Genomic DNA, 26,404 nt, shown 5'->3' on the forward strand with positions numbered 1-26,404 from the left:
GGTGGACCGCGCCGGACGTCCGCCGGAAGCCGCCGGTACCGGCACGGGCGACGGCACCGGCGACGCGACCGGGATCGGCGGCGTCAGGGGGCGGCGGTGTCAGGGGCGGCGGCGCGCAGGGTGGGGGCGGTGGCGTCAGGGGCGGCGGCGCAGGGTGGGGTCGGTCAGGGCGGGCACCCGGTAGCCGGCGTCGGCCGGGTTGACGTCGTGGCCCGGCTGGACCAACGCGTCGATCCGGTCCAGCACGTCGGCCGGCAGCCCGGCCGGCTCCCCGGCGGGTAGCTGGCTGCGGAGCTGGGCGAGGGTGCGCGGCCCGATGATGGCGCTGGTCACCGCCGGGTGGCTCAGCACGAAACCGAGCGCCAGCTCGATCAGCGTCAGGCCGCTCTCGTCGGCGAGCGTGGCCAGCTCGTCGACCAGGGCGAGCTTGCGGTCCCGGGCGGCGGCGTCGCGGAAGTCGAAGTGGTCGCCGTTGCGCCCGGCGCGGGAGTCGGCGGGTACGGCCGTCGACCGGTACTTGCCGGTCAGCCAGCCGCCGTTGAGCGGGCTGAACACCAGCACGCCGAGCCGGTACCGCTCGCTGGTGGGCAGGACGGCGGCCTCGACGCCCCGGGTCAGGATCGAGTAGCCGAGCTGTTCGGTGGTGAAGCGTTCCCGGTGCCGGCGTTCGGCCGTCCACTGCGCCTCGACGATCTGCTCGGCGGGAAACGCCGAGGTGCCGATCATCCGGACCTTGCCCTCCCGGACCAGGTCGGTCAGCGCGCCGAGGGTCTCGTCGACGTCGGTCAGCGGGTCGGGGCGGTGCACCTGGTAGAGGTCGATCCAGTCGGTGCCCAGCCGGCGCAGGCTGCCCTCCACCGCCTGCCGGATCCAGCGACGGGAGTTGCCCCGCCGGTTGCGGTCGTCCCCCATCGGCTCGTGGAACTTGGTGGCCAGCACCACGTCGTCGCGCCGGCCACGCAGCGCCCGGCCGAGGATCTCCTCGGATTCGCCGTGGGCGTACACGTCGGCGGTGTCGACCAGGTTGATCCCGGCGTCGAGCGCCTCGCCGACGATCCGGTGGCACTCCTGCTCGTCGGTGTTGCCCCAGGCGCCGAACATCATCGTGCCCAGGCAGAGGGTGCTGACCTCGACCCCGGTCCCGCCCAGTCTGCGGTACTGCATGATCCGATCGTCCTCCCGTACGCGGTGTGTCCCCACGCTGACACGGCGACCGGCCGCCGACACCGTCCCGGCGCGTCGAACCCGGCGTGCCGGCTTTGTGTCCCCGGCACATCGACCCGGCCGCCGAACAGTGAATAGGCTGGTGGACGCGATAGCGATGGACATTTCGGTACGGTGGAGGTAACAGTGGCGACCGGTCTGACCCAAGCCCGATGGACGCACGTGGCGTTGCCCACCGGCGACCTCGACAAGGCGATCTCCTTCTACACCACGCTCACCCCGCTGGTGGTCGTGGAGCGGTTCGCCGACGCCGACGGGGAGAGTGTGTGGCTCTCCAACGACAAGCAGGTCGAGACCCCGTTCGTGCTGGTGCTCGTCTCCTTCAACAAGGACAAGGGCGGCCAGCTCGGTCTGCTGCACCCGTTCGCGCACATCGGCATCGAGGTGCCGCAGCGGTCGGACGTCGACGAGATCGCCGGGCGGGCCCGCGAGCTGGGCTGCCTGCACTGGGAGCCGCGGCAGATGCCGCCGCCGGTCGGCTACATCTGCGCGCTGAAGGACCCCGACGGCAACGTCATCGAGATCTCCCACGACCAGCAGGTCTTCGACACCGTGCGGCGTCGGTGGGGGAGCTGACCGCAGCGTCCACCCGCGCCGCCGTCCAGCGGTACCTGGCGGCGTTGAACGCCCACGACGCCGTCGCCGTCGCCGGCTGCGTCAGCGCCGACTTCGTCAACGAGCACACCGCCGCCCTCGGCCGGACGGTGGTCGGCCGGTCCCGGTACCGGGCCCGGCTCGACGGTTTCCTGGCCGAGTTCGTCGACCTGCGGTACGAGGTGGAGGAGCTGCTCGCCGACGGTGACCGGGCGGCGGTGGCGTACCGGATGTCGTTCCGGTTGGCCTCCGCCGGTCGGGCACCGGTACGTATCCGCGGCGTGTTCCGGTTCCGGGTCGACGCCGACGGCCTGATCGCCCACCGGGTCGACTACTGGGACAGCGGCGAGGTCCACCGTCAGCTCGCCGACGCCACCGGTCCGCCGCCCGTCCCCGGTTCGGGGGCGGGCGGCCCGGCGTGACCCGGCCCGCGCCGCCGGGCTCCCGGGATCCCGGCGGTGAACGGCCCCGCTGAGGCCCGTTTCCCACCGGGATCCCCCGGGGTGTCCGACGTCGGTGGTGTCCGTGTCGCCGGATGCGCTCCGTGCTCGGTAGAGTTCGCCTTCCGGTGGACGGCGGCGAGTGCGAGGTGACGTGGTGACGGGCGGAGTCGATGAGCCGGCCGGTGACGCGCCGGCGATCCAGACCGTGCAGCGGGCCGCCACCATCCTCCAGGCGTTCTCCGTCGAGCGGCCCCGGCTCACCCTGGCCGAGCTGACCGCCGACCTGGCCATCAGCCGGGCCACCGCGCACCGGTACGCCCGCGCGCTGCGCGCGGCCAACCTGCTGCGCTTCGACGTGGCCACCGCCACCTACACGCTGGGTCCGCAGATCCTGGCCATGGAGGCCGCCGCCCGCGCGGCGCTGCCCATCGTCACCGCCGCCGAGCCGCACCTCGACCGGCTCACCCGGTTGACCAACCAGACCTCGGTGCTCAGCGTGTGGAACGGCGAGGCCCCGACGGTGGTCCGCTGCATGGACAACACCAGCGGTGACGTGCGGTTGAGTGTGCGCACCGGGTCGCCGTTGGATCTGCTGCGCTCGGCGCAGGGCCGGGTGTTCTGCGCCTACCTGTCGCCCGCCGAGGCGCCCGCGGTGGCCCGCCAGTTGCGGCTGTCGGCGGGGTTGCGGGCGGTCGTCGAGCAGGTCCGCCGGGACGGTTTCGCGGTCAACTCCCCGGAGGACTTCGGGGTACGGGTGCTCGCCGCGCCGGTGTTCGAGCGTACCCAGGTGGTGGCCGCGCTGGCGGTGCTGGGGACCAGCACGGCGCTGTCCGGCGCGGTGGAGGCCGCTGCGGCGGACAGCCTGCGGCTGGTGGCCCGGGAGCTGTCCGAGGCGCTCGGCGCGAGCTGACGCGGGCGGGGCACACCGGGCCGGCTACCCGGCCGGCGCGGGGTAGGGCCGCTGCGGCAGGTCAGCGGCTGCCGTTGCCGCCGGCCGGCGGGTGCTGGCCGTTGCCGTGCGGGTGGTGGCCGTTGCTGCTGCCCAGCTCGGCGGTCACCACGGCGGCGGCGCGTTGCAGGGCGATGGCGAGCGTGCTGTCGGTGCCCTCGGGGACCGAGGTGGTGGTGCCGACGATGGCCATGGCGGCGATCAGGGTGCTGCCCCGGAAGATCGGCGCGGCGATGCTGCGGACCCCGTTGGCCGAGGGCGTGTTGGCCGAGATGCCGGTACGTCGGATCTTGTCGACCTCCCGGCGCAGCTCGGCGGAGGCCGCGATCTCGTCGGCCAGCCCCGGCACGTCGGCTTCGGGGAGGAAGGCGCAGAACACCCGGCCCTGGGCGGACTCGGTGCGCGACAGCCGGGAGCCGGTGCGAACACTGACCCGGATGACCCGGTCGGTGTTGTCGTCGGCGCGGACCACCACGGCGGTGTCGCCGTCCCAGACGCTGAGCACGACGGTCTCGTCGATCTCGCGGACGAGCTGCTGCATGCGCGGGCCGGCGATGCTGATCACCGGCATCGCCGCGCGGGCGGCGGCGGAGAGGGTGAGGATCTGCGGACCGAGGGAGTAGAGTCCCTCCCGCTCGTCGTAGCGCAGCAGGTTGCTCTCCCGCAGCGCCTTGGTGTAGCGGTGCGCGGTGGCCTTGCTGGTGCCGAGGCTGGCGGTGAGTTCGTTGAGGCTCAGGCGCGGACGGGCCGCGGTGAACGCGTTCAGGATGACCGCCGCGCGCTGCACGGTCTGGATCGCCGGTGAGCTGGGGTCAGCGCTCTTGACCGGCGAAGGGGCATCGTCCGCCATCTGGATTCCTTTGTGCGCAGAGTGAGACAGTATCATGGCATATGACACCTCAGCCTGTCGATGCCTGCTGGTGCCGCAGGGCGATGTCCGCGTACAGTCGGGCGAAACGCACCAGTTCCGCCATCGCGTACCGCTCCCGGCGGGGGTCGGCCGGGTCGGGTGGCAACGCCGGGGGGCCGAGCCGGACGGTGGGCACCCCCCGGCCGCGGAGCACCACCCCGTCGGTCGACCCGGTCCAGCCGCGTAGCGGGGTAGGCGGTCGCCCGTGGGCGGTGCGCCACGCGGCGTCGGCGTGCCGGCAGATCGCGGCGTCGGGCGCGGTGGCGGCCGACGGGTGGACCGGGTGACCGGCGACGGCCAGCCCGCAGCCGGCCAGCGGCGTGTCCCGCAGCCGCCGGGCCAGTGTCGCCCGTAGCGCGTCGGTGATCTCCGCCGGGTCGTCGCCGGGTACGGTGGTCAGGTAGAGGTGGAGGTCCACCGCCCCGGGCAGCAGGTCGGGTTTGCCCGGCTGGCCGGCGCGGACCGCCCCGAGGCCCAGCTCGGGGCCGACCAGGGCGTCCGGGTCGGTGCGGCGGGCCAGGTGGGCGCGGCGGAAGTCCTCCAGCGCCTCGACGACCACCCCGAGGTGGGCGAGCAGCCCGCCGGGGGGCGTGGCGGTGTCCCGGAACAGCGCCGGATGGAAGCCGCTGGACAGCCGTACCCGCAGGAACATCGCCCCGGGCTCGGCGGTGAGGATGCCCGGCGGGCTGGTCTTGGCCACGATCGCGGCGGCCGGCGGCGGCCGGTCGCGCAGGTGGTGGAGTACGCCGCCGGTGGTGGGGGCCGGCGCGACGCCGTCGTCCGGCCCGGCGTCGGGGTCGTGCCGGTGGGTGCCGGTGGCGGCGAGCAGCAGGGTCAGCCGGTGCGGGCGGCCGGCGGCCCGGCAGGCCTCGGCCGCGGCGGCGTAGCCAACCAGGGCGGCGGCCGCCGCCGCCCGCGCCACCCCGAGGCCGGAGCCGCTGACCACCTCCCCGTCGGGTCCGGGCAGGTCCAGCGCCGGGGCGGGGGTACGCCGGCCGGTGATCGGGGCGTCGAAGTCCGCCGCGTCGGTCAGCGAGGTGTCCAGGTGTGAGTAGATCAGCAGCTCGGGGTGCTCGCCCCGGCTGGATCCGCCGACGAGGTTGGCGCTGTCCGGCGTGGCCGCCGTGCGCGGGAGTGGGTCGACCCGCCAGGACAGCGCCGGCCACCGGGCGGCGGCCCAGTCGGCGACCCGGTGCGCGGTGGCCCGCTCGCGGCCGTACGGGCTCGGCTGCGCGGCGAGCGCCGCCAGGGCGTCGAGCAGGGTCGCCGGGTCGATCGCCTGGTCGGCGGCGTGGCGCAGCGTCGCCGGTACCTCGTCGGCCATCCCCGCTCCTCGGTCGGCATGACTTCATTCAAGATGACGTCTCGTATGTTGACATACTCTGCGCCAAGTCTCTAGCGTGGCCTCACACCAACGACACCGCCCCGTATCCGGCGACGTCGCGGAACGGGCCCGGCACACCGCACCGGCCACGCCCGCCCGTACCTGCCGCGTCGCACCGGAGACGGCTGGCCGACCGAACCGCAGGAGGACCGATGACCTACGTGGTCACCGACGAATGTGTGGACGTACAGGATCGGTCCTGCGTCGAGGAATGCCCGGTGGACTGCATCTACGAGGGCGACCGGATGATGTACATCAACCCGGACGAGTGCGTCGACTGCGGGCGCTGCGAGCCGGTCTGCCCGGTCACCTCGATCTTCCACCTCGACGACCTGCCCGCCGACCGGGCGCGCTTCGGGCCGATCAACGCGGAGTTCTTCACCGAGATCGGCACCCCGGGCGGCGCCCGCAAGATCGGCCGGGTCGGCCACGACCACCCGGCCATCGCGGAAAGCGCCGGCTGATGGCCGAACGGCACGAGGTCGACCTCGCGATCATCGGCGCCGGCCCGGCCGGGCTCTACGCCACCTACTATGCCGGCTTCCGCGGGATGAGCGTGGCGGTGATCGACTCGCTGCCCGAGGCGGGCGGGCAGATCGCCGCCCTCTACCCCGAGAAGGCGATCTACGACATCGCCGGGCTGCCCGCCGTCCGGGGCCAGGAACTCGTCGACGCCCTGCTCACCCAGGCGGCCACCGCCAAGCCGACGTTCCTGCTCGGGCAGAGCGCCGTCGAGCTGACCTGCGCCGAGGACCACGTGCTGATCGGCACCGACACCGGCACCCAGGTCCGGGCGGCGGCGGTACTGCTGACCGCCGGCATCGGCACCTTCACCCCCCGGGAACTCCCCGTCGGCAACGACCACCTCGGCCGGGGGCTGCGCTACTTCGTGCCCCGGCTGGAGGAGCTCGCCGGCCAGGAGGTCGTCGTGGTCGGCGGCGGCGACTCGGCCGTCGACTGGGCGCTGGCCCTGGAGCCGTACGCCCGCAGCGTCACCCTGGTGCACCGCCGGCCGCAGTTCCGCGCCCACGAGCACAGCGTCAGCCAACTGCACGACTCCACCGTGCGGGTGCTCACCCCGTACGAGGTCTGCGGGATCGACGGGGAGCAGACCGTCGAGGCGGTGCACCTGGCCGAGGTGCGCGGCGAGGGCCGGGAGACACTGCCCGCCCAGGCGGTGGTGGCCGCGCTCGGGTTCATCGCCGACCTCAGCGCGATGGAACGGTGGGGACTGGAGATGCGCCGCCGGCACGTCGCCGTGGACCGGTCGATGCGGACCAACCTGCCCCGGGTCTTCGCCGCCGGCGACATCACCGACTACGACGGCAAGGTCCGGCTGATCTCGGTCGGCTTCGGCGAGGCCGCCGCCGCCGTCAACAACCTGGCCCCGCTGGTCAACCCGGCGCTCGGCACCGTCCCCGGTCACTCCTCGGACGCGGCATGACCGCCCCCGCGCCCGCCGACGTGCACCTGGTCGCCACCCGGTACGGGCTGGGCCGGATCACCGGCGACGACGTCGAGCTGCTCGACCTGCCCTACCCGGACGTGGCGGCCCTGCTGCGCGCCGGCCTCGGGCTCGCCCCGGCCGCCGAGGCCCGGGTCCGCCGCCGGCTGCCGCTGGCGACCCTGGTCGACGACCTGCGTCCACCGCTGGCCGGCACCCGCGCCGTGTGGGGGGTCGGGCTGAACTACCACTGCAAGGCCCGGACCACCGGCCGCGCCCTGCCCACCCAGCCGGTGCTCTATCTCAAGTCGCCCAGCGCCGGTTCCGGCCCGGGACAGACCGTGCCGCTGCCCGGCTCGGTCAGCAGCCAGCCCGACTACGAGGGCGAGGTCGCCCTCGTCGTCGGTGCGCGGATGCACCACACCCCGGCCGGGCAGGTCTGGGCGCACCTCGCCGCCGTCACCGCGGCCAACGACCTGACCGCCCGGGACGTGATGGTCGCCACCGGCAATCCCACCCTGGCCAAGAGCTTCCCCGGCTTCGGCGCGCTGGGGGCCTCGGTGCTCGGCCTGGGCGCGGTTGCCGACCGCGAGGCCATCGGGGTGCGCACCACCGTCAACGGCGAGCTGCGCCAGCAGGCCAGCACCGCCGATCTGATCTTCCCGGTGCCCGACCTGCTCGCCTGGATCTCCCGGTACGTGGTGCTGGAGCCCGGTGACGTGGTGCTCACCGGCACCCCGACCGGCACCGGCCAGGACCGGGGCTGCTTCCTGAGCCCCGGCGACCTGGTGGAGGTCACCGTCGCGGGGGTGCTGCCCCTGCGTACCCGGTTCCGTGCCGAGGGCCCGGACCACGCCGCGCCGGCCGCCCCCGGGGCGACCACGGTCAGCGCGTCGACCCACCCGCTTCGCACAGAGAGCCCGATGTCATGAGTGAGAATTCCGACCGGTACGACCTGGTGCTCGCCGGTGGTCAGGTGTTCGACGGCGAGACCGGCGCGAGCCGGGTCGCCGACGTCGCGGTCAGCGGCGACCGGGTGGCCCGGATCGCGCCCGGCCTCGCCGCCGCCGCCGACCGGGTGGTCGACTGCACCGGCCAGTACGTGCTGCCCGGCCTGGTCGAGGCGCACACCCACATCTTCGCCGAGGTCTCCAAGGTGGGTGCCCCGCCGGACGAGGCGCACCTGCACCGGGGCGTGGTGGCGGCCTGTGACGCCGGCACCGTCGGCGCGTCCACCTTCGCCGCGTTCGAGAAGTACGTCGCCGAGCCGGCCCGGATGCGGCTGGTGAACTTCCTCAACGTCTCGGTGCTCGGCCTGATCGACTTCCGGTTCGGTGAGCTGATCAACCCGGGGACGCTGGTTCCCGAGGACGCGCTGGCGGTGGCCGAGGCGAACCCGCACCGGGTACGCGGCTTCAAGATCCGGCTCTCCGAGGACGTCGTCGGCCTGGACTGGCGTCCGCTGCTCAAGCGGTCCCTGGCGTTGGCCGCCGAGGCGGGCCTGCCGCTCATGATCCACATCGGCGAGACGCCGGAGCCGCTGCCGGTGATCCTGCCCCTGCTGCGCCCCGGCGACGTCGTGGCGCACTGCTACACCGGCAAGCCGTACGGCATCCTCGACGACGGCACCGTGCTGCCCGAGGTCTACGCCGCCCGGGAGCGCGGGGTGCTGTTCGAGTCCGCCCACGGCAAGAGCAACCTCAGCTTCGCCGTCGCCCGGCCGGCGATCGAGCAGGGCTTCCTGCCCGACGTGGTCACCTCCGACACCAGCGCCCGCAACTGGCGCGGCCCGGTCTTCGACCTGGTCACCAGCATGGCCAAGCTGCGGGCGATGGGGATGACCCTGGAGCAGCTGGTGCCCCGGGTGACCTCCGCGTCGGCCCGGCTGACCGGCCTGGACGCCGAGGGTTACGGCACCCTGGTCGAGGGCGGCCCGGCCCACGTCACCGTGCTGGCCGAGGCCGAGGAGGCGGTGCTGCCCGACGCCGCCGGCAACCGGATCACCGCGCCCCGGCTGGAGCCGAGCGTGGTGCTGCTCGCCGGCGAGCAGGTGCCGACCGTGCCGTGGCGCGGCCTGCCCGCCACCGGGGCGTGACCCGCTGATGTCCGCCGTGGAGCCGCCCCCGCCGGGGCGTGCGCCGCAGCTGTCCGCCGGGTCGACACCACCGGTGTCCGCCGGGCCGCCGGCAGCGGGGGCGGCGTGCGCCGACCCGACGCCGAGCACCGGCGTGCACGCCGACCCGACGCCGTCCACCGGCGTGCACGCCGCCCGGGCCCGGCTGCGGGGCACGTTGCGCGACGGCGGGCAGCTCGTCGGCACCTTCGTCAAGCTGCCCGGGGCCGACGTGATCGCGTTGGCCGCCCGCTCCGGCCTCGACTTCGTGGTGATCGACCTGGAGCACTCCGGGCTGGACGAGCGGACCGCCACCGACCAGCTCCGGTTCGCCGCACTGGCCGGGCTGCCGGCGCTGGTCCGGGTGCCGGCGGTGGACCCCGGCCAGGTCAACCGACTGTTGGAGGCCGGAGCCGTCGGGGTGCAGCTGTCGACCGTCCGCCGCCGGGCCGACGTCGAGGAGCTGCGCGCGGCCAGCCGGTACGCCCCGCACGGGCGGCGCAGCATCAGCCTGGCCCACCCGTCCGCCGGCTACGGCGCCGACGGGCTCGACCGGTACCTGGCGGCGGAGGCCGGGCACCCGCCCGTCCTGGTGGCGCAGATCGAGACGGCGACCACCGACGACCCGCTGCCCGCCCTGCTGACCGGGGTGGACGTGGGCTTCGTCGGCACCACCGACCTGGCGGTGAGCCTGGGCCTGTCGACCACCGACGACCCGGGGCCGCTGCTGCGACGCACCGGGGACGTGGCCGACGCGGCCCGCACCACCGGTGCCGTCCTCGGCGGCTGGGTCGCCGAGCGCTCCGCCGGGGCGCTGGGTCGGTACGGCCTGACCGACGCGCGGTACCTGGTCGTCGGCTCGGACCTGCACCTGCTCGGCACCGGCCTGCGTCGGCTCGCCGCACCCGCCTGATCCGCCTGAGAAGGGACGCGTTCACATGCTCAATCCGCAGCTGTACGGCATCTCGGTCAACTGGGACGACATTCCGGCCACCGACGTCCGGCCCGGGGTGCGCCGCAAGGTCTACGCCACCGACGAGGTCCTCTTCGCCTGGCACGAACTCAGCGTCGGGATGGACCTCAACCCGCACCACCACGACGACTTCGACCAGCTCGTGCTGATCCTCGGCGGCCGGTGCAACTACTACGTCGACGGGGTGCCGCACCCGATGGGACCGGGGTCGTTGCTGCTGGTGCCGCGCGGCGCGGAGCACTACATCGAACCGACCGAGGGTCCGTGCATCAACGTGGACGTCTTCGCCCCGCCCCGGGCGGACTTCCTGCCGCACGCCTGGCGTCCCGGGCAGGGCTGACCCGATGACCGACATCGTCGTGGTGGGCAGCCTCAACGTGGACGTGGTGGTGCCGCTGCACGAGCTGCCCGCCGCCGGTCAGACGGTGCTCGGTTCGGCCGACCACCGGCGGACCGGCGGCGGCAAGGGCGCCAACCAGGCGGTCGCCGCAGCCCGGCTGGGCCGCCGGGTGGCGATGGTCGGCGCGGTCGGCATCGACGCCGACGGGGACTGGCTGCTCGGGCTGCTCGCCGCCGAGGGGGTGGTCACCGACGCGGTGCTGCGCGCCCCGCGCCCCACCGGGCAGGCGATCGTGCTGGTCACCGACGACGGCGACAGCACCATCGCGGTGAGTTCGGGGGCGAACATGTGGCTCGCCGCCGAACACCTGACCCCGCTGCGGCAGCTGATCGGGTCGGCGCGGGCGGTGCTGCTGCAACAGGAGGTCGACGCCGCGGTGGTGGCCGAGGCGGTCCGGGCCGCGGAGGGCCTGGTGGTGCTCAACCCCGCCCCGGCCCGTCCGGTCGACCCGGCGACCCTGGCCCGGGTCGACGTGCTGGTGCCCAACCGGGGTGAGCTGGCGGCCCTGGCCGGCGTCCGGCTCCCGGTCGGCGCTGCCGGCACCGACGACCTGGTCGCGATGGCCCGCACCCTGGGTACCCGGGGGCCGGTGGTGGTGACCCTCGGCGGCGACGGCGCGCTGGTGGTGACCACCGACCGGCAGTGGTTGGTGCCGGCCGAGCAGGTCGACGCGGTGGACGCCACCGGGGCCGGGGACACCTTCTGCGCCGCCCTGGCCGACGCGCTGCTCGACGGCGCGGCGATCGACGAGGCGGCCCGCTGGGCGAGCCGGGCGGCGGCGGTCACCGTCACCCGGCCGGGGGCGATGGCCGCCGCGCCGCGTCGCGCCGAGGTGCCCACCGCAGCCTGACCTGTCCGCCTCTTCTCCCGATCCTGCCGCCCGTCGTGCCGTCTGCGACGACGGGGCGGCCCGGCTCCGGCCGGCCGCGCGTCGCCCCCGGTCTGTCCCGGCCGGGGGCGGCGGCGTGGCCCCGGTGCCGGGCGGACCGGGGCTGAGTTCGCCGCGCGTCCGGGGCGGAGGCCGCCGGGTGTCCGGGGCGGTAGCGGGTCCGCCGGTGACCTTCCGGCCCGGCCGGTGGCGCGGTGCCACCGGCCGGGTGAGTGCCGTCGGTCAGAAGTGGGCCGGGAAGTCGGCCTTGCGGATCAGGCAGTGGATGCCCTTCACCCCGTCGACGACCTGGCTGACCTCGAAGTCGGCGGCGGCGCTCAGGTAGGCCAGGGCGGTCTGCGGGGGCATGCCCTGGGTGCGGACGAGGAAGTCGACGGCGGCCCGGACGGCCCGCCGCATCGCCTCGTCGAGGTCGGCGTGCAGGCCGACCGGCAGCCAGTGGGTGGCGGTCTCGCCGAACGGCCCGTCGACGGCCCCGAGCAGGCCACCGGCCTGTGCCTGGGGGATCACCGACAGCCGCAGGGTGGCCCGCAACGGTGCCTCCAGGGCGGTCAGCGCCACCTCGCCGTCGCCCTGGGCGTAGTGCGGGTCACCGGCGTAGAAGCCGGCCCCGGGCAGTTGCACCGGCAGGTAGAGGGTCGAGCCGACCTGCAACTCGTTGATGTCGAGGTTGCCGCCGAACGCGCCGGGCGGCACCGAGTGGACCGGCTCGTCGGTGTCCACGGCGACCCCCATCAGGCCCAGGAAGGGGGCCAGCGGGAAGCGGGCCGCCCGGCCGTCGCCGTACGGCAGGGTGCCGAACAGCCGGCCGCCGTGGTGGATCACCTCGGTGAAGTGGCTGACGGTGCCGTACTCCCGGGGGCCGTCGCCGTCCGGGCCGGTGTCGGTGGGGGTGAGCGGGTACTCCCCGGGCAGTGCGCCGTAGCCGTGCCGGCTGCTGATGAAGCCGTAGGGGGCGCGGACGAGCAGGTCGACGACCTCGACCCGGAGCAGGTCGCCGGGCTCGGCCCCGGCCACGGTGATCGGTCCGGTGACCACGTGCGGGCCGTCGGCGTCGTAGTCGTGCGCGACGTCGGAGGCGGCCAGGTCGCGGGCGTCGGTGAGCACCCGGTCGCTGGGGACGTCGAACTGCTTGAGGTAGCCGACGGGGTCGCGCCCCTGGTCCTCCAGGATCCCCTCGTGGCTGAGCGTGTCGATGGTCACGGTCTCGCCGGAGCCGACCCGCAGCACGGGCTCGTGCCGCCGGTTGGGCAGCCGGCCCCACAGGCAGGTGTCCGGGGTGCTCGGCAGGTAGTGGGTTCCACCGATCGGGCCATCGTGCGGCTGGAGCATGACATCCTCCGGGAGGGGTGACACCGGCTGGCGGTGCGACGGGACGGCGCTGCCCGGTGCGGGTGGCCGGCGGCCGGTGACGGGGTGCGCGGGCCGCGTCCGAGGGCCGGTGATCGCCGTCGGGCGGATCGGCCGGGCCGCGTCGGATGTGGGGCATCGTGGCCGGCGAATCAGCAGGTACGTGTTGCGTTCGTATTAACAGCGAGTAACCCGGTGCCGGAGTCTGCCCTGCTCTTGACAGTTGCCATGGCGGAGTAGCAGCATCGGGTGGCGAGATGCTGTCTCGCATGACGTAGAAGGCGGTGAGGTGATGGCGCAGCAGACGCCGGTACGTCCGCTCGGTGCAGCCGGCGCGATGATCGACGAGGACTGGGAGGCGCTGCGGTTCCGCGTGCACCGCTCGGCCTACCGCGATCCGGAGGTCTTCCGGACCGAGGTCGACCGGATCTGGAACCACACCTGGCTCTATCTCGGCCACGAGACCGAGATCCCGAAGCCGGGCGACTTCAAGACCCGGACCCTCGGCGGTCGACCGCTGATCTTCTGCCGGGACGCCGGGGGCCAGGTGCGGGCCTTCTTCAACGCCTGCACCCACCGGGGCACCGTGCTGTGCCGGCACAGCGAGGGCAACACGAAGTTCTTCCAGTGCTTCTACCACGCCTGGGCGTTCAGCAACTCCGGGGACCTGGCCGCGCTGCCGGGCGACGACGCGTACCCCGACGACCCCGCCTTCCGGGCCTCGATGGCCCTGCGGCAGGTGCCCCGGCTCCAGATCCACGAGGGCTTCGTCTTCGTCGCCTTCGACCCGGACGTGCCGGACCTGCTGACCCACCTCGGCCCGGCGGCGCACTACATGTCGCTGACCGCCAAGATCGGCGAGCACGGCATGACCACCCTGCCGGGCGTGCAGCTCTACAGCGTGAAGGGCAACTGGAAGCTGGCCGTCGAGAACGCGATGGACGGCTACCACTTCGCCCCCACCCACAACACCTTCGTCGGCTACCTGCGGGAGACCGGCTTCGCCGTCACCGACGACGACCAGTACGCCTACGACCTCGGCGGCGGCCACGGGCTGCTGGTGCTCACCGGGCACAACGGCCGGATCGGCATGGTCTGGGAACCCCGCTTCGGCGACGAGGAGAAGACCCGTACCGTCGCCAAGCGCCGCGAGCTGGAGGCCCGGCTCGGCCCCGAACTCGCCGCCGAGGTCGCCGACGCCAGCCGGATCCTCTTCGTCTTCCCCAACCTGCTGCTGTTCGACCTGGAGGCGCTGACCATCCGGCAGCTCGAACCGGTCGCCGCCGACCGCACCGACGTGCGGGCCTGGCAGTTCGTCGAGGTCGGCGAGCCGGAGTCGGTCCGCGCGCTGCGGATCAAGACGATGGTCAGCTTCGTCGGGCCGGGCGGCCTGGCCACCCCCGACGACATCGAGGCGTACGAGGCGGTGCAGCGCGGCATCACCGCGACCGCCGACGCGGTCGACCCCGCGCACGACTGGAGCGACATGTCCCGGGGCATGGCCAACGAGAAGCAGGGCAACCAGGGCCGTTCGATCGACGAGGGCGCGATGCGCAGCTTCTGGCGGCGCTGGGCCGAGGTGGTCGGGGCGAGCACCAGCGTGGCCGGCGACCCGCCGGCCGGTACGCCCGCCGCCGGACCCGCCGCGGGGGGTGCGGGCAAGTGAGCGTGATGTCAACGACGGCCGGTAGCCGCAGGGGAGTGGTCAAGGTGGAGTCGCGCGAGGTGACCCGGGCCGAGGTGGAGGACTTCCTCTACCGGGAGGCCCAACTGCTCGACGAGTGGCGACTCGACGAGTGGCTCACCCTCATCGAGCCGGGCGGCCGGCTGGAGGTGCCGACCACCGACTGGGCCGGCTGGGACGCCACCACCGCCGGGTACTTCGTCGCCGACGACTACGAGCTGATCCAGGCCCGGGTCAAGCGGCTCAAGAGCCGCAAGGCGCACGCCGAGAACCCGCACTCGCGCACCCACCGGATGATCTCCAACGTGCTGCTGCTGGAGGCCGGCGCGGAGACCGTCTGGATCAGCGCCAACTTCCTCATCCACCGGTACCGCGACAACGGCGCCTACACCTACGTGGGCCGGTACGAGCACGTGCTCAAGGTCGACCCGGACGGGCTGCGGTTCCGGCTGCGCCGGGCCGTGCCGGTGATGGAGTCGATGGACCCCGGCGCCCGACTCAGCTTCATCCTCTGAGCCGGTCATGATCACCCACATCCTGGTCTTCCGGTTCCGCGACGACCTGCCGCCCGGCGCGGCCGAGTCCGTCCTGGCCGAGCTGGAGACCTTCCCGAGCCGCTATCCCGCGATGCGCAACTGGCGCAGCGGGGTCAACGTCAGCACCCGGGACACCACCATGACCCACGGCTTCGTCGTGGAGTTCCCCACCGAGCAGGACCTGCTCGACTACCTGCACAGCGACTCGCACGAGCGGTTCGTCCGGGAACGCTGGCGGCCGGTCATCGAGCGTCAGGCCATCGTCAGTCTCCCCACCGCCGGGGACGCCCAGCCCATCGAGAGGGGTCACAGATGACCACCGAGGCCACCGCCCGCCGCCGTGGGCCCTACGGCATGGAGTACGCCCGGATCGAGGTGCCCGACCTGGCCGCCTCCATCGAGTTCCTCCAGTACCACGTCGGGCTGCAACTGGAGCAGCACGACGACGAGTACGCGTTCCTGCGCGCCGACCTCGAGCACCACAGCATCGAGCTGGTCGCCGCGCCGCAGCGCACCGAGTCGTGGACCACGGCGGTCGGGTTCAGCGTCGAGAACGACGCCGTCCTCGACGACCTGCGCGAGCGGGTGACCGCCGCCGGGCACGAGGTGTTCGAGCTGGCCGACCGGGTCAAGGGCCTGGTCCAGCGGGGCTTCGCCGTTCGCGACCCCAACGGGCTGATCGTCGAGCTGTTCACCGAGTTCCAGGAGTATGCCGAGCCGCCGCTGATCGAGCTGCGCCCGCTGGACCTGGTGCACCCCTTCCTCGCCACCGACAAGTATGACGAGACGCTGGCGTTCTACACCAAGGTGCTCGGCTTCCTGGAGTCCGACCACGTCGGCGACGTCACGGTCTTCCTGCGCAGCGAGGACCGCTACCACCACAGCCTGGCGATCCAGCGCAACAACGAGTTCTACGTCGCGCACCTGTGCTTCATGATGAAGAGCTTCGACCACGTGATGCGTGGCCGGGCGCGGGCCCAGTACAAGCAGGTGCCGATCGCGTCCGACCTGGTCAACCACTCGGCGTCGACGTCGATCGCCTTCTACATGCACGACACCCGGCACGGGCCGCGTTACGAGCTGTGCGACCGGCACCGGGTGTTCACCCCCGAGGAGCACGAGACCCACCGGGCCCGCCGGATGGCGGTGGACCCGCGCAACATCGACGTGTGGCGGCCGGCCGCCGACGACTGGGCGCGCTTCTGAGCCGTACCCCGCCAGGACCGGCCGGCGGACTGTCGTACCCGCCCGCTGGTGAGGGGTGCGAACGCGGGGTGGCCCGGTCAGGGGGCCACCCCGCGTTCGTCTGCCCGCGACGTCCGGTCCCGCCGCGCACGCGATGACCTGACCCTGGCCCCGGTGTCAGGGTTCCGGCATCGCCGGGTGTGGAAGGGGACCAGCGACATGCGGATCGCGATTCCGCCCCGAGCGGGTCAGGCCCGCCCCTGCGGCCGCTCGGTGGAGCGGCCCCGCCCGGCGTTGCCGGGTCGTGCGGGGCGGTGCCCGTCGCCTCACGGCAGCGGGACGACGTAGGAGTCCACCCGGGCGACCAGCCCGTCGCGGAAGGTGAACAGGTCGCTGAAGGCGAAGCGGAACGGTCCGTGGTCGACGCTGACGCCCCGGCCCTCACCCGTGACGACGACGACCGGGCCGTCCTCGTGGACGCGGTGGACGTCGAGCGCCGGGCTGCCGGTGAACGCCGGGTTCTCGATCTCGCCGTCGAACTCCGCCCTGCCGTGGGTGGTCCGGTGCCCGTGGATGACCCACTCGACATCCTCGGTGAGGGTCGCGAGGATGCGCGGGTGGTCGCTCGTCCGGAACCCGGCGAAGTACTCCGCGACGAGGTCGCGCTGGGTCTGCGGCGTCATGGTCGCTCCGTCACGTGGTCGGGTGCGGGCTTCGGGCAGGTCTGGCCCAGGTGTGCGGCCAGGGCGTCGAGGATCGCGGCGAGCCCGTCGGCCGCCCGGGTGGTGCGGAGTTCGGGGGGAAGCCGTCGCTGGTGGACGGTGAGGTCCGTACCGTCGGCGGTGGGGCGCAGGGTGACGGTCGTGCGTAGGCCGGTGACCGGTTCGTCGAAGACGAGCTCGTGTGGTGCGGTGAGGTGCACGTAGACGAACCGGAGCCGACGGGTGCGGCCGTCCGGCGCGCGGGTGTCGAGCGCGAACTCTCCGCCGGGGCGCAGGTCGACGGTCACCGACCCGGGTGGCACGGTGGCGTGCGAGCCGCCCCAGAAGGCGGTGATGCCGGTCGGCGAGGTGAACGCGGCCCAGACCCGCTCGGGTGACGCGGCGAGATGCCGTCGGGCGATCAGGTCGTCGCCACGCAGGTGCGCCCCGGTCACCGGGCCGCCCCGTCGTCGGTGAGGTGTCGCTCCAGGGCGTCGAGCCGGTCGTTCCAGGTGCGCCGTTGCTCGTCGATCCAGGCGCCGAGCAGCGCGAGCTGATCCGTCCTGAGCCGGCAGGGGCGTCGGGTGCCCTCGCGCCGCTGCTCGACCAGGCCGCACCGGCGCAGCACCCCGACGTGGTGCGAGATCGCCTGCGGGGTCAGGTCGAACGGCGCGGCGAGCTGCCCCACCGTGGCGTCCCCGCGGGCGAGGCGGGCCACCAGGGCACGCCGGACCGGGTCGCCGAGCGCGAGGAAGGCCGCGTCGAGATCCGGGCCGGGGGCGAGGGGTGCGGGGGCGGTGGACATGGCTCCACAATAACGCAAATGACGGCTTGCACAAACGATCACTTGCGTATGGTCACCCGGGAGCAGCAGCGGGCACCCGGCGTCGTACCGGCCGGGCGAGCAGCAGCACCACCGTGAGGACGGCCGCCGCCACGGGCAGCCCCCAGGGCCGCCGGGCCGCCGCCACGGTGAACGCGAGCGGCCGACCGTCCACCGCGATCCGGCCGTCCACCTCGTACCGGCCGAACGGGGCCGCGTCGGTGGGCACCGGTACGTGGTACTCCCGGGTCTGCCCGGCGGCGATGGTGCCCAGCGCCGGGGCGGCCACGATGGTCCGGGCCCGGCCGGGCGGCCCGACGGTCAGCTGGAACGCGGGGTCGGTGATCTCCTGCGGGCCGGGGTTGTGCAGGGTGATCCGGACCGCGAGTTCGCCCGGCAGGCCGAACCAGCCGCGCGGCCCGGACCGGTCGACGGCCCGCACCGCCACCAGGGTCAGCTCGGGCGGGGTGGTCGGCGCGACGGCCGGGGCGGTCACCCCGGCCAGCGTCAGGTCGGCCACGGCGGTGGCCGTGCCGGTCGGCGTCCGGACCCGTAGTACGCACGGGCAGGCCACCGGCGGGGCACCCAACAGCACCGGCAGGGTGGCCCGACCGGCCGGCGGCACCTGACCGTGGGTGGCGGCCCCGGTCGCGCAGTCGAGCGCTCCGCGCCGGGCGGCATTGCCGCAGACCTCGATCTGGACGGTGCCGGCGGGCCAGCCGTCGAGACCGACCAGCACCCGCTGCCCGACCCGCAGCGCTCCGGCGGGCAGGGTGACGCCGGGTCCGGCGACTGACGCGCCACCGGACCCGCCCGCCGGGGCGGCCACCCCGGGAGCCGGCACCGCGGCGACGGCTGCGGTCAGCAGGGCGACCGCACACCACTGTCGGGTCATGAGGCGTCGGTGCGTCGGCCGACACCCGGAGCCGGTCGGTCGGCCGTGTCGCCCGGTCTGTCGGCCGCGTCGCCCGGCGCGGGAGCGGTCGTGGCCGGTCGGGGTGCGGCCGACCCGGTGGCGGAGCCCTGGCCGGGTCGCTGACCGGCGGCGGGGGCGTCGGCGGAGGGCGGGGCGAGTGGCCCGTCGGCGGCCGTTCCCCGTCGTCGCCACCACCGCCACCCGGCCCAGCCGACGGCGACGGCGAGCAGGGCCAGCAGCAGCCAGGGCGGAGCCCACACCCCAGCGGTACGGACCACCGGCGGCAGCGCGGTGTCCGTGGTGGTCGCCGCGATGTCGACCTCGGCGGTCAGCCGCAGCAGCGGGGGTACGCCGGTGATCCGTTCGGTGACGGTGAACGTGGCCCCGGGCAGCAGTTCCGGCAGGTCGGTGGGGGCGGTGCGGGCCTGTTCCCGGCCGAAGGGGGCGGTGACGGTCACCGTGCCGCTGCCGCCGACCCGGACGTTGCCGTCGTTGCGCAGCCGGTAGCGGACCACCAGATCGCCGCCGCCGAACGGGTTGACCGGGTTGTCGTAGGAGACGTCGACCGCCTCCACGGTGACGGCCGGCCGGACCGGGCCGGTGACCCGCAGGTATACCCGGGCGGCCAACCGCTGGTCGACCAGGACCCGCTGGCCGTCGGCGGTGGTCCTGACCCGGGCCACCGCGCCGATCACCCCGCCGGTGTGGTCGCCCGGGGTGGCGTTGGCCGGCACGGAGAGCCGGAACGGGATGTCGACCCGCTTGCCCGCCGGGATCGTCCACTCGCGCCGGTCGACCCGGATCCAGGCGCCCACGTCGGTGGCCGGCCGGTCCGCCGGCAGCAGGGCGAATGCGCCGTCGGCGGCGCTGTACGCGTCGGTGCCGTACACGTCGAAGGTGACCGGGCGGTCGCCGAGGTTGGTGATGCCGACGTGGTCGGTCAGGGTGCTGCCCGGGGCCAGGTCGTAGATGAAGTAGTTGCGCCCGGTCGGGCCCTTGGCGCTGGATGGTTGGACCGCCCAGCGGGCCGCCCCGGTCTCCCCGGCGGCGGCCGTCGGGCCGGGCGACGGGGCGGGCGCGGCGCGGGCCGGTGCGGGCTGGACCGTGGCCACGAGCAGCGCGGCGGCGAGCGCGGCGCCGCTGCGGGACAGGGCGGTAGACAGGGACATGCCGGGCTCCGGGGAGTGGTCGGGCCGGTGGGACGGGCACGGGGCCCGTCCCACCGGTGTGGTGCCTGATCAGGAGAGGGTGAGGGTGAGCACCGCGCTGTACTCGCCCGCCGGGGCGGACGCCGGAACCCCCAGGTTGAGCTGGGCGCCGCAGGTGAAGGTGCCGTTGCTCGCGCCGGTGGCCGAGGTGCACAGCGCACGCGCCGTGCCCAGGCCGGCCCCGGGCGCGGCGGCCGCGCCCGGGGTGACCACGCCGGGGGTGCCGGCGAGCGGGTCGGTGCCGACGGTGGCGCTCGGCACCCAGCCCAGGTTGTCCGCCGCGATGGTGCCGCCGCTGGCCGAGGCGAAGTCGGAGGCCTGCCCGACCAGGCTCCAGCCGGCGTTGGTGCCGCGCAGGTCGGCGACCGTGGCGGCGTTCAGCGCCCCGGTGGTGACCTGCCCGTTGCTGACCGCAGGCAGGGCGACCGTGGAGCCGGCCACGCCGAGGGTCAGCGCACCACCGGTGACCGTGGTGGTGATCTGCTGGTCGGCGTCGCCGCCGCCCACCGGGGTGCGGGCGAACGTCACCGGGGTGAAGGTGTCCTGGCTACGGTCGGCCGCGCCGCGGGCGGCGAAGGTGACGACGTAACACTGCACCTTCGTGCAGTCGACCTGCGCGCCGGTGCGGTCGGTGTAGACCGCGCTGATCGGCAGGGTGGTGCGGAACGTGCCGTCGGCGTTGAGGCGGTCGCGGGCCTCGGTCGGCTCGTTCGTCTTGTTGACCCACTTGGTGACCTGGAGGACACCGGCGTTCGTCCAGTGCTGGTCGACCTTGGGACCGAAGGAGACGTAGATCCCCGCCGCCCCGTTGGCCTCCGGGTCGAAACCGCTGCCGGTGACCGTGATCGTCGCCCCGGACGGGTCGAGCCCGGTGGCCGGGGTGACCCCGACCGCCGGTCCGGCCGGTCCGCTGCCGCCACCGGTGGAGGCGGTGAACGACAGGGGGTCGAGCGCGGAGCCGGCGCTGTAGAAGCCGTTGAACGCCGAGGCGCCCTCGGCGGTCAGGGTCGCCGCCAGGTCGGTCGCGGTCACCGTGCCGCCGCTGCCACCGGGGTTGCCGTCGGTGACGGCGATGGTGGCGATGGTGGCCTGGCGGACCGAGACCGGCTCGGCCGCGGTGGTCAGCAGGTCGACGTCCGCCGTGACGGCGGCGGTCCCACCGCTGACGACGATCGTCGGGTTGGCCAACGAGATGGTGAAGAAGTGCGCCGGGTACGAGAAGACGATCTTCCCGCCGTACCGGGCGTCGAGGGCGCCGGTGTCCGCGTCGTACGTGCCGCCCTTCACGGGGAAGGTGAACGTGCCGTCGCCGTTGATGCTGGCGCCCTCGCTGGCCGCGATCGGCGGGTTGCCGTTCCCGGTGTTCAGGTAGGCGCGGAACGACGCCTTGAAGCCCCAGGTGAGGCTGCCGGAGCGGAGGTCCGCCCCGGCGGCCTGGGCGGGGGCGACACCGACGAGCGCAGCCGACGCGCCGAGCAGGGCGACCGCCGCCCAGCGCGCCGCCCGCCACCGCCCGGTGCCGGTTCTGGATCTGACCATGCTGTTTCCTCTCTCCTGCCCAACACGGACAGTGGTTGAGGTTAGGCATGCCTAACTCCGGAGCACAGTAGGCGACGGGGCGAAGATCTTGATCCGAAGAACCCCTTGTGAACAGTGGATTAGTCGCTTAGGTTAGGCAAACCTAAACTACGGTCGGTGTGTCAACCGGCCCGATCCGTCATGGGGAGAGCCTGATGCGAGCACGGCGTCGCGCCGTCCTGACCGCCATCCTGATCACTGTCGGTGTCGGCGTGCTGCCGACGCCGGCCCACGCCGGCACCGGGCGGGGCGCGGCCGGACAGACCCTCACCGTCACCCCCAGCACCGGGGTCGGCCGCAACGGTGCGAAGGTGTCGGTCACCGGCAGCGGGTACGACGTCACCAAGGGCATCTACGTCGCCTTCTGCGTGGACAACGGGGCCGGCGCCGCGCCCAGTCCGTGCGGCGGTGGAGCCGACACCACCGGCAGCACCGGCGCCTCGCACTGGATCTCGTCCGACCCACCCTCCTACGGGGAGGGACTGGCCGTCCCCTACGGCGCCGGCGGCACGTTCCGGGTCAGCCTCACCGTGACCACCCGTATCGGCGACGTGGACTGCACGGTCCGCCGGTGCGTGGTCGCGTCCCGCGCCGACCACACCCGCACCGCCGACCGCTCCCAGGACGTCCGGGTGCCGATCACCTTCGCCGCGGCAGCTCCGACCCGTACCGGTGCCGCCGCCCCGGCCACCACCGGTGCCGCCGGCAGCGGCGGTGCGGGCCGGACCACCCCACCGGTGGTGGCCCCGACCGGCGGGGCCGCCGCCCCCACCGGCAGCGGCGCGGCACCGGCCACCGTCGGCCCCGCCGCGACCCCACCGGCCGGCACCGACGGCGGGGCCGGTCAGCCGGACCGGGTCGACCAGGCGCAGGTGACCCGGGTCAGCGCCGCCTCCGACACCGGTCGCTGGTGGCTCGTCGTGCTGGTCGTACCCGTGCTCGGCGCGGTGCTGCTCGCCGGTCTGCGCCGCCGTCGCCACCGCCGGAGCACCTCGTGACCCGGCGTGCGCTGCCGCTCGTCCTGATGCTGCTCGCCGGCACCCTGGTCGGCTGCACCGATCCGGCGGCCGAGGCACGGTCGGCCCCGACCTCCTGCGGCCCGGTCACCGCCACCCTGCCCGACACCGACGTGACCCCGCTGGAGCCGGCCCCCACCCCGACCCTGCCGGCCGCCGTCACCTCCACCGACGGCGTCGTCACCACCGTCACCGACACCACGCGGATCCTGCCGGTGAACCTCTACGGCTCGATCGCCGAGATCGTGTTCAGCCTCGGCCTCGGCGGCAACGTCGTCGGCCGGGACACCTCCACCACCTTCCCGGCCGCCGCCCACCTGCCCGTGGTCACCCCGGCCGGGCACGACCTGTCCGCCGAGGCGGTGCTCGCCCTCGCCCCCACGGTGATCCTCGCCGACGACAGCATCGGTCCACCCGGGACACTGCGCCAACTACGCGCGGCCGGCATCCCGGTGGTCCTGGTCGCCGCCGAGCAGAGCCTCGCCGCCGTCCCCGGGCACGTCCGGGCCGTCGCGGCGGCGCTCGGCGTCGGTCCGGCCGGCGAGCGGCTGGTCACCCGGATCGAGGGGGAGACCGCCGCGGCCCGCGCCGGGGTGCCCGACGGCCCGCCCCCCCGCGTCGCCTTCCTCTACCTGCGCGGCACCGCCGGGGTCTACCTGATCGGCGGGCGGGGAGCCGGTTCCGACGCGATGATCGAGGCGGCCGGCGGGGTGGACGCCGGCAGCGCGATCGGCCTGGCGAAGTTCCGCCCGCTGACCAGCGAGGGCCTGATCAACGCGGCCCCGGACGTGCTGCTGGTGATGAGCGGTGGGCTGGAGTCCGTCGGCGGCGTCGACGGCCTGCTCAGGCTCCCCGGAGTGGGGCAGACCCCGGCCGGTGCCGCCCGCCGGGTCGTCGACATGGACGACGGCGTCCTGCTCACCTTCGGCACCCGTTCCGGGCGGGTGGTGCGGGCGCTGGCCGACGCGCTGCACTGCCGGAGCCCGCGATGACCGCCACCGACATCCGACCGGCCACCGGGGACACCGGAGCGGGCCGCGCCGGTCGTCGTCGGGTCCGGCGTGGACCGGTCCTGCTCGCCGGGCTCTCCGCCGGTCTGCTGCTGGTCGCCCTGGTCGCCGCCGGGCGGGGGCAGGTGGCCGTCACGCCGGCCGAGGTGCTCGGCTCGGTGCTGCACCGCCTCGGCCTGGACCTCGGTCCCCGGCCCGCCGCCCCGCACGGCGAGAGCGCGCTGTGGCTGGTCCGCTTCCCCCGGGTCGCGCTCGCCGCGGTGGTCGGCGCCGCGCTCGGCTGCGCCGGTGCGGTGATGCAGGGGGTGTTCGGCAATCCGTTGGCCGAGCCGGGCGTCATCGGCGTCTCGGCGGGCGCGGCGGTGGGCGCGGCACTGGCCATCGTCACCGGCGTCACCGTCCTCGGTGGCTGGACGGTGCCCGCCGCCGCGTTCGCCGGTGGCCTCGCCACCACCTGGCTGGTCTACCTGCTGGCCCGCTCCGGCGGCCGGACCGAGGTGGTCACCCTGGTCCTGACCGGGGTCGCGGTCAACGCCGTCGCCGGGGCCGCCATCGGGCTGCTGATGTTCGTCGCCGACGAATCGGGTGTGCAGGCCATCGCCTTCTGGAACCTCGGCAGCCTGGCCCAGGCGAACTGGTCGGCGGTGGCGCTGGCCGCGCCCTGCCTCGCGGTGGGGTTGCTCGCCACCCTCGCCGACGCCCGCCGGCTCGACCTGCTCGCCCTGGGCGAACGCTCCGCGCGCCACCTCGGGGTGGACGTGGAACGGCTGCGGGTCCGGATGATCGTGGTCACCGCGCTGCTCGGCGCGGCGGCGGTCGCCTTCACCGGCATCATCAGCTTCGTCGGCCTGGTCGTGCCCCACCTGGTCCGGATGGTCGCCGGCCCGGGACACCGGCTGCTGCTGCCGGCCAGCGCCCTCGGTGGCGCGATCGTCGTCGTCGCCGCCGACCTCGCGGCCCGGACCCTGGTGGACTACCAGGAGCTGCCGCTGGGGGTGCTCTCCGCACTCGTCGGCGGTCCCGCCTTCTTCTGGCTGCTGCGCCGCACGCGGGACCGTGCCGGCGGTTGGGCGTGAGCGGATTCGGCGACCTGACCCGCAGACCCGGAGGTGGATCGTGATGAACGTACGGCAACGTCGGCGACGGGGACCGCTGCGGCTGCTCGGCCGCCGGTCGGCACCCCGGGTGCCGACCGCCACGGTGCCCGGCGGCACCCGGGTCCGGGTCACCGGCATCCGGGTCGAGCGTGCCGGCCGACCGGTGCTCGACCGCGTCGACCTCGCGGTCCGTGCCGGTGAACTGCACGCCCTGGTGGGGCCGAACGGTGCCGGCAAGTCCACTCTGCTGGCCGCCGTCAGCGGTGACCTGCCGCTCGCCGCCGGGACGGTCGAGGTCGACGGTCGTCCGTTGGCCGAGTGGTCGGCCGTGGAGCTGGCGATGCGTCGGGCGGTGCTGACCCAGCGCAGTGTCCTGAGCTTCCCCTTCGCGGTGGTCGAGGTGGTCCGGATGGGTCGTTCCCCCTGGGCCGGTCGCCCGGAGGAGGCCCGCGACGATGCGGTGGTCGCCGAGACCATGCGACGCTGTGACGTGATCCGGTTCGCCGCCCGGTCCTTCCCGTCGCTCTCCGGCGGCGAGCAGGCCCGGGTGGCACTGGCCCGGGTGCTGGCCCAGCAGACCGGGGTACTGCTGCTCGACGAACCGACCGCCGCCCTCGACCTGCACCACCAGGAGTTGGTTATGCGTATCGCCCGGGAGCGGGCCGAGGCCGGCGACGCCGTCGTGGTGGTGCTGCACGACCTCGCCCTGGCCGGGGCGTACGCGGACCGGATCACCCTGCTCGCCGAGGGGCGGGTACGGGCCGCCGGACCCCCCGGCACGGTGCTGACCGCGCCCCTGCTCAGCGAGGTCTACCGGCACGACATCGAGGTCGTGCCGCACCCGGACACCCACCTGCCGCTGGTCGCCCCCCGCCGCCGGGGTCCGGCCCGGAACACCCCCGTCACGGAGGAATAGATGGACACCCCACCCATGCCGTTCTCGGCCCGGCTCCGGGCCGCCAGCCAGGAGGTCCACGCCGCCGCCGAGAGCCAGCGCTACGTGACCGCGCTGGTGGCCGGCGAGCTGGACCTGGCCGGCTACCTCGACCTGGTGGTGCAGCACCACGCCCTGTACCAGGCGTTGGAGTCGGCCGCCGAGGCGATGCGCGACGATCCCGTCGCCGGTGGGTTCGTCGACGACGCGTTGACCCGGCTGCCCGCCCTGGAGGCGGACCTGACCCACCTGGCCGGACCGGACTGGGCGCTGCGCACCACGCCGCACCCGACGACGGTGGCCTACGCCGACCGGATCCGGGCCGTGGGCGGCACCTCCCCGGTGCGTTTCATCGCCCACCACTACACCCGCTACCTGGGCGACCTCTCCGGAGGGCTGCACATCGGGCGGGCGGTGGCCCGGCGGTACGGGCTGACCGGGCAGACGGGGGTGGCCTTCTACACCTTCGACCGGATCCCCCGACCCACGGCGTACAAGGACGCGTACCGGGCGCGGTTGGACGCCCTGCCGCTGAGCCCGGCCGACGAGGCGGCGCTGCTGGACGAGGTGCTGGTGGCGTACCGGCACAACATGGCGGTCTTCACCGCCCTGGCCGGGCACGTGCCGGACGGCCCGGGGATGCCGGAGGCGGTGGCGTGACCGGGCAGCCGTTCGACGCCGACGTCGTCCACGCGGTCAGCCGGCACATGAACGACGACCACGCCGGGGACTCGCTGCTGATCTGCCGTGCCCTCGGCGGCTGCCCGGCGGCGACCCGGGCGCGGGTGACCGGCCTGGACGCCGACGGGATGGACTTCGCCGTCACCCTCGACGACATCGAGGTGCCGGTGCGGATCCCGTTCGCCCACCGGCTCACCGAGCGGGCCGAGATCCGCCGCGAGGTGGTCCGGATGTACGAGCAGGCGTGCGCCGCGCTCGGCGTGCCGCCGCGCCCCGCCGACTGAGCGGCCCGGCCCGGCCGCTGGCACCGTCGGGTTCGGATAGCCGGCAGGACGGTCAGCGGCTGGCCGGGCGACCCTACG

Annotated in this window: 30 protein-coding genes; 20 read left to right on the plus strand and 10 right to left on the minus strand. The window is 74.4% G+C overall.

Going from position 1 to position 26,404, the window contains the following annotated elements:
* Positions 1-135: 135 nt before the first annotated feature.
* Complete coding sequence (locus tag O7612_RS12665) at positions 136-1,164, minus strand: aldo/keto reductase (RefSeq protein WP_089003944.1); 1,029 nt, start codon at positions 1,162-1,164, stop codon at positions 136-138.
* Between the two features lie 186 nt (positions 1,165-1,350).
* Between O7612_RS12665 and O7612_RS12670 the strand changes: the two genes are divergently transcribed.
* From O7612_RS12670 to O7612_RS12680, 3 genes are all read left to right on the plus strand, one after another.
* Positions 1,351-1,800: a VOC family protein gene (locus tag O7612_RS12670; RefSeq protein ID WP_168222467.1), complete on the plus strand. Its 450-nt coding sequence runs from the start codon at positions 1,351-1,353 to the stop codon at positions 1,798-1,800.
* Entirely contained in the window at positions 1,788-2,240 is a 453-nt protein-coding gene (locus O7612_RS12675; RefSeq protein WP_282273347.1) for a nuclear transport factor 2 family protein, read from the plus strand. Before O7612_RS12670 ends, O7612_RS12675 begins: the two co-directional genes overlap by 13 nt.
* Before the next feature lie 175 nt (positions 2,241-2,415).
* Positions 2,416-3,171, plus strand: coding sequence for an IclR family transcriptional regulator (locus O7612_RS12680; protein WP_282273349.1), 756 nt, complete (start codon positions 2,416-2,418; stop codon positions 3,169-3,171).
* A 61-nt stretch (positions 3,172-3,232) separates the two neighbouring features.
* Here O7612_RS12680 and O7612_RS12685 read toward each other — a convergent pair whose 3' ends face one another.
* On the minus strand, positions 3,233-4,060 hold the full coding sequence (locus tag O7612_RS12685; protein ID WP_172898369.1) for an IclR family transcriptional regulator: 828 nt from the start codon (positions 4,058-4,060) through the stop codon (positions 3,233-3,235).
* A 49-nt stretch (positions 4,061-4,109) separates the two neighbouring features.
* Positions 4,110-5,444 (minus strand): hypothetical protein, encoded by a 1,335-nt coding sequence (locus tag O7612_RS12690; protein WP_282273351.1) that lies wholly within the window; start codon positions 5,442-5,444, stop codon positions 4,110-4,112.
* Between the two features lie 212 nt (positions 5,445-5,656).
* On the opposite strand from O7612_RS12690, the gene fdxA reads away from it, so the two are divergent.
* Genes fdxA through O7612_RS12725 form a run of 7 tightly spaced genes read left to right on the plus strand, consistent with a single transcriptional unit; the run spans position 5,657 to position 11,284 of the window.
* A complete protein-coding gene (gene fdxA, locus O7612_RS12695; protein WP_067309107.1) occupies positions 5,657-5,968 on the plus strand; it encodes a ferredoxin in 312 nt (103 codons plus the stop codon).
* Entirely contained in the window at positions 5,968-6,948 is a 981-nt protein-coding gene (locus tag O7612_RS12700; RefSeq protein WP_282273358.1) for an NAD(P)/FAD-dependent oxidoreductase, read from the plus strand. The genes fdxA and O7612_RS12700 overlap by 1 nt, the downstream gene beginning before the upstream one ends.
* Positions 6,945-7,880: a fumarylacetoacetate hydrolase family protein gene (locus O7612_RS12705; protein WP_282273360.1), complete on the plus strand. Its 936-nt coding sequence runs from the start codon at positions 6,945-6,947 to the stop codon at positions 7,878-7,880. Before O7612_RS12700 ends, O7612_RS12705 begins: the two co-directional genes overlap by 4 nt.
* On the plus strand, positions 7,877-9,043 hold the full coding sequence (locus O7612_RS12710; RefSeq protein WP_282273362.1) for a hypothetical protein: 1,167 nt from the start codon (positions 7,877-7,879) through the stop codon (positions 9,041-9,043). The genes O7612_RS12705 and O7612_RS12710 overlap by 4 nt, the downstream gene beginning before the upstream one ends.
* A 7-nt stretch (positions 9,044-9,050) precedes the next feature.
* Positions 9,051-9,974, plus strand: coding sequence for an aldolase/citrate lyase family protein (locus O7612_RS12715; RefSeq protein ID WP_282273364.1), 924 nt, complete (start codon positions 9,051-9,053; stop codon positions 9,972-9,974).
* A 25-nt stretch (positions 9,975-9,999) separates the two neighbouring features.
* Complete coding sequence (locus O7612_RS12720; protein WP_282273366.1) at positions 10,000-10,374, plus strand: cupin domain-containing protein; 375 nt, start codon at positions 10,000-10,002, stop codon at positions 10,372-10,374.
* A gap of 4 nt (positions 10,375-10,378) precedes the next feature.
* Positions 10,379-11,284, plus strand: a complete 906-nt coding sequence (locus O7612_RS12725) for a ribokinase (protein WP_282273368.1) — start codon at positions 10,379-10,381, stop codon at positions 11,282-11,284.
* Between the two features lie 261 nt (positions 11,285-11,545).
* On the opposite strand, the gene O7612_RS12730 is transcribed toward O7612_RS12725, so the two are convergent.
* On the minus strand, positions 11,546-12,655 hold the full coding sequence (locus tag O7612_RS12730) for an acetamidase/formamidase family protein (RefSeq protein WP_282273370.1): 1,110 nt from the start codon (positions 12,653-12,655) through the stop codon (positions 11,546-11,548).
* Between the two features lie 310 nt (positions 12,656-12,965).
* Between O7612_RS12730 and O7612_RS12735 the strand changes: the two genes are divergently transcribed.
* The 4 genes from O7612_RS12735 to O7612_RS12750 are packed head-to-tail and all read left to right on the plus strand — an operon-like array spanning position 12,966 to position 16,099.
* Entirely contained in the window at positions 12,966-14,339 is a 1,374-nt protein-coding gene (locus tag O7612_RS12735) for an aromatic ring-hydroxylating dioxygenase subunit alpha (protein WP_282273372.1), read from the plus strand.
* A 5-nt stretch (positions 14,340-14,344) separates the two neighbouring features.
* Positions 14,345-14,872, plus strand: coding sequence for an aromatic-ring-hydroxylating dioxygenase subunit beta (locus O7612_RS12740; RefSeq protein WP_282273890.1), 528 nt, complete (start codon positions 14,345-14,347; stop codon positions 14,870-14,872).
* 7 nt (positions 14,873-14,879) lie between these two features.
* Positions 14,880-15,209 carry a Dabb family protein gene (locus O7612_RS12745; protein WP_282273374.1) on the plus strand — a complete coding sequence of 110 codons (330 nt, stop codon included), beginning with the start codon at positions 14,880-14,882 and terminating at the stop codon, positions 15,207-15,209.
* Positions 15,206-16,099, plus strand: coding sequence for a VOC family protein (locus O7612_RS12750; RefSeq protein ID WP_088647651.1), 894 nt, complete (start codon positions 15,206-15,208; stop codon positions 16,097-16,099). The genes O7612_RS12745 and O7612_RS12750 overlap by 4 nt, the downstream gene beginning before the upstream one ends.
* Before the next feature lie 305 nt (positions 16,100-16,404).
* Here the strand turns inward: O7612_RS12750 and O7612_RS12755 are convergent, their stop codons facing one another.
* The 6 genes from O7612_RS12755 to O7612_RS12780 form a co-directional block, all read right to left on the minus strand.
* Positions 16,405-16,761, minus strand: a complete 357-nt coding sequence (locus O7612_RS12755) for a nuclear transport factor 2 family protein (protein ID WP_282273376.1) — start codon at positions 16,759-16,761, stop codon at positions 16,405-16,407.
* A complete protein-coding gene (locus O7612_RS12760) occupies positions 16,758-17,234 on the minus strand; it encodes an SRPBCC domain-containing protein (protein ID WP_282273378.1) in 477 nt (158 codons plus the stop codon). The genes O7612_RS12755 and O7612_RS12760 overlap by 4 nt, the downstream gene beginning before the upstream one ends.
* Positions 17,231-17,584 carry a metalloregulator ArsR/SmtB family transcription factor gene (locus O7612_RS12765; RefSeq protein WP_282273380.1) on the minus strand — a complete coding sequence of 118 codons (354 nt, stop codon included), beginning with the start codon at positions 17,582-17,584 and terminating at the stop codon, positions 17,231-17,233. The genes O7612_RS12760 and O7612_RS12765 overlap by 4 nt, the downstream gene beginning before the upstream one ends.
* 52 nt (positions 17,585-17,636) lie before the next feature.
* The gene (locus O7612_RS12770; protein WP_282273382.1) at positions 17,637-18,497 is read right to left on the minus strand and encodes a hypothetical protein; all 861 of its coding nucleotides are present in this window, start codon (positions 18,495-18,497) and stop codon (positions 17,637-17,639) included.
* Entirely contained in the window at positions 18,494-19,687 is a 1,194-nt protein-coding gene (locus tag O7612_RS12775; RefSeq protein WP_282273383.1) for a DUF916 domain-containing protein, read from the minus strand. The genes O7612_RS12770 and O7612_RS12775 overlap by 4 nt, the downstream gene beginning before the upstream one ends.
* A 69-nt stretch (positions 19,688-19,756) precedes the next feature.
* Positions 19,757-21,265 (minus strand): HtaA domain-containing protein, encoded by a 1,509-nt coding sequence (locus O7612_RS12780; protein ID WP_282273384.1) that lies wholly within the window; start codon positions 21,263-21,265, stop codon positions 19,757-19,759.
* A gap of 194 nt (positions 21,266-21,459) precedes the next feature.
* Between O7612_RS12780 and O7612_RS12785 the strand changes: the two genes are divergently transcribed.
* The 6 genes from O7612_RS12785 to O7612_RS12810 are packed head-to-tail and all read left to right on the plus strand — an operon-like array spanning position 21,460 to position 26,326.
* On the plus strand, positions 21,460-22,302 hold the full coding sequence (locus O7612_RS12785) for a hypothetical protein (RefSeq protein ID WP_282273386.1): 843 nt from the start codon (positions 21,460-21,462) through the stop codon (positions 22,300-22,302).
* Positions 22,299-23,312: an ABC transporter substrate-binding protein gene (locus O7612_RS12790; protein WP_282273388.1), complete on the plus strand. Its 1,014-nt coding sequence runs from the start codon at positions 22,299-22,301 to the stop codon at positions 23,310-23,312. Before O7612_RS12785 ends, O7612_RS12790 begins: the two co-directional genes overlap by 4 nt.
* Positions 23,309-24,406, plus strand: a complete 1,098-nt coding sequence (locus O7612_RS12795; RefSeq protein WP_282273390.1) for an iron ABC transporter permease — start codon at positions 23,309-23,311, stop codon at positions 24,404-24,406. Before O7612_RS12790 ends, O7612_RS12795 begins: the two co-directional genes overlap by 4 nt.
* A 43-nt stretch (positions 24,407-24,449) precedes the next feature.
* A complete protein-coding gene (locus tag O7612_RS12800) occupies positions 24,450-25,343 on the plus strand; it encodes a heme ABC transporter ATP-binding protein (RefSeq protein WP_282273392.1) in 894 nt (297 codons plus the stop codon).
* Complete coding sequence (locus O7612_RS12805; RefSeq protein ID WP_282273394.1) at positions 25,344-26,021, plus strand: biliverdin-producing heme oxygenase; 678 nt, start codon at positions 25,344-25,346, stop codon at positions 26,019-26,021.
* The gene (locus tag O7612_RS12810; RefSeq protein WP_282273396.1) at positions 26,018-26,326 is read left to right on the plus strand and encodes a DUF2470 domain-containing protein; all 309 of its coding nucleotides are present in this window, start codon (positions 26,018-26,020) and stop codon (positions 26,324-26,326) included. Before O7612_RS12805 ends, O7612_RS12810 begins: the two co-directional genes overlap by 4 nt.
* The last annotated feature ends 78 nt before the right edge of the window (positions 26,327-26,404 follow it).

The sequence above is a fragment of the Micromonospora sp. WMMD987 genome (genome assembly GCF_029581435.1).
In the GTDB taxonomy this organism is placed as follows: domain Bacteria; phylum Actinomycetota; class Actinomycetes; order Mycobacteriales; family Micromonosporaceae; genus Micromonospora; species Micromonospora rifamycinica.

What these genes read in the sequence shown, in the direction of transcription:
- O7612_RS12665 (WP_089003944.1), bottom strand. Translation starts at nt 1,164, where the DNA reads ATGCAGTACCGCAGACTGGGCGGGACCGGGGTCGAGGTCAGCACCCTC.
- O7612_RS12685 (WP_172898369.1), bottom strand. Translation starts at nt 4,060, where the DNA reads ATGGCGGACGATGCCCCTTCGCCGGTCAAGAGCGCTGACCCCAGCTCA.
- O7612_RS12690 (WP_282273351.1), bottom strand. Translation starts at nt 5,444, where the DNA reads ATGGCCGACGAGGTACCGGCGACGCTGCGCCACGCCGCCGACCAGGCG.
- fdxA (WP_067309107.1), top strand. Translation starts at nt 5,657, where the DNA reads ATGACCTACGTGGTCACCGACGAATGTGTGGACGTACAGGATCGGTCC.
- O7612_RS12700 (WP_282273358.1), top strand. Translation starts at nt 5,968, where the DNA reads ATGGCCGAACGGCACGAGGTCGACCTCGCGATCATCGGCGCCGGCCCG.
- O7612_RS12705 (WP_282273360.1), top strand. Translation starts at nt 6,945, where the DNA reads ATGACCGCCCCCGCGCCCGCCGACGTGCACCTGGTCGCCACCCGGTAC.
- O7612_RS12710 (WP_282273362.1), top strand. Translation starts at nt 7,877, where the DNA reads ATGAGTGAGAATTCCGACCGGTACGACCTGGTGCTCGCCGGTGGTCAG.
- O7612_RS12715 (WP_282273364.1), top strand. Translation starts at nt 9,051, where the DNA reads ATGTCCGCCGTGGAGCCGCCCCCGCCGGGGCGTGCGCCGCAGCTGTCC.
- O7612_RS12720 (WP_282273366.1), top strand. Translation starts at nt 10,000, where the DNA reads ATGCTCAATCCGCAGCTGTACGGCATCTCGGTCAACTGGGACGACATT.
- O7612_RS12725 (WP_282273368.1), top strand. Translation starts at nt 10,379, where the DNA reads ATGACCGACATCGTCGTGGTGGGCAGCCTCAACGTGGACGTGGTGGTG.
- O7612_RS12730 (WP_282273370.1), bottom strand. Translation starts at nt 12,655, where the DNA reads ATGCTCCAGCCGCACGATGGCCCGATCGGTGGAACCCACTACCTGCCG.
- O7612_RS12735 (WP_282273372.1), top strand. Translation starts at nt 12,966, where the DNA reads ATGGCGCAGCAGACGCCGGTACGTCCGCTCGGTGCAGCCGGCGCGATG.
- O7612_RS12740 (WP_282273890.1), top strand. Translation starts at nt 14,345, where the DNA reads ATGTCAACGACGGCCGGTAGCCGCAGGGGAGTGGTCAAGGTGGAGTCG.
- O7612_RS12745 (WP_282273374.1), top strand. Translation starts at nt 14,880, where the DNA reads ATGATCACCCACATCCTGGTCTTCCGGTTCCGCGACGACCTGCCGCCC.
- O7612_RS12750 (WP_088647651.1), top strand. Translation starts at nt 15,206, where the DNA reads ATGACCACCGAGGCCACCGCCCGCCGCCGTGGGCCCTACGGCATGGAG.
- O7612_RS12755 (WP_282273376.1), bottom strand. Translation starts at nt 16,761, where the DNA reads ATGACGCCGCAGACCCAGCGCGACCTCGTCGCGGAGTACTTCGCCGGG.
- O7612_RS12765 (WP_282273380.1), bottom strand. Translation starts at nt 17,584, where the DNA reads ATGTCCACCGCCCCCGCACCCCTCGCCCCCGGCCCGGATCTCGACGCG.
- O7612_RS12770 (WP_282273382.1), bottom strand. Translation starts at nt 18,497, where the DNA reads ATGACCCGACAGTGGTGTGCGGTCGCCCTGCTGACCGCAGCCGTCGCC.
- O7612_RS12775 (WP_282273383.1), bottom strand. Translation starts at nt 19,687, where the DNA reads ATGTCCCTGTCTACCGCCCTGTCCCGCAGCGGCGCCGCGCTCGCCGCC.
- O7612_RS12780 (WP_282273384.1), bottom strand. Translation starts at nt 21,265, where the DNA reads ATGGTCAGATCCAGAACCGGCACCGGGCGGTGGCGGGCGGCGCGCTGG.
- O7612_RS12785 (WP_282273386.1), top strand. Translation starts at nt 21,460, where the DNA reads ATGCGAGCACGGCGTCGCGCCGTCCTGACCGCCATCCTGATCACTGTC.
- O7612_RS12795 (WP_282273390.1), top strand. Translation starts at nt 23,309, where the DNA reads ATGACCGCCACCGACATCCGACCGGCCACCGGGGACACCGGAGCGGGC.
- O7612_RS12800 (WP_282273392.1), top strand. Translation starts at nt 24,450, where the DNA reads ATGAACGTACGGCAACGTCGGCGACGGGGACCGCTGCGGCTGCTCGGC.
- O7612_RS12805 (WP_282273394.1), top strand. Translation starts at nt 25,344, where the DNA reads ATGGACACCCCACCCATGCCGTTCTCGGCCCGGCTCCGGGCCGCCAGC.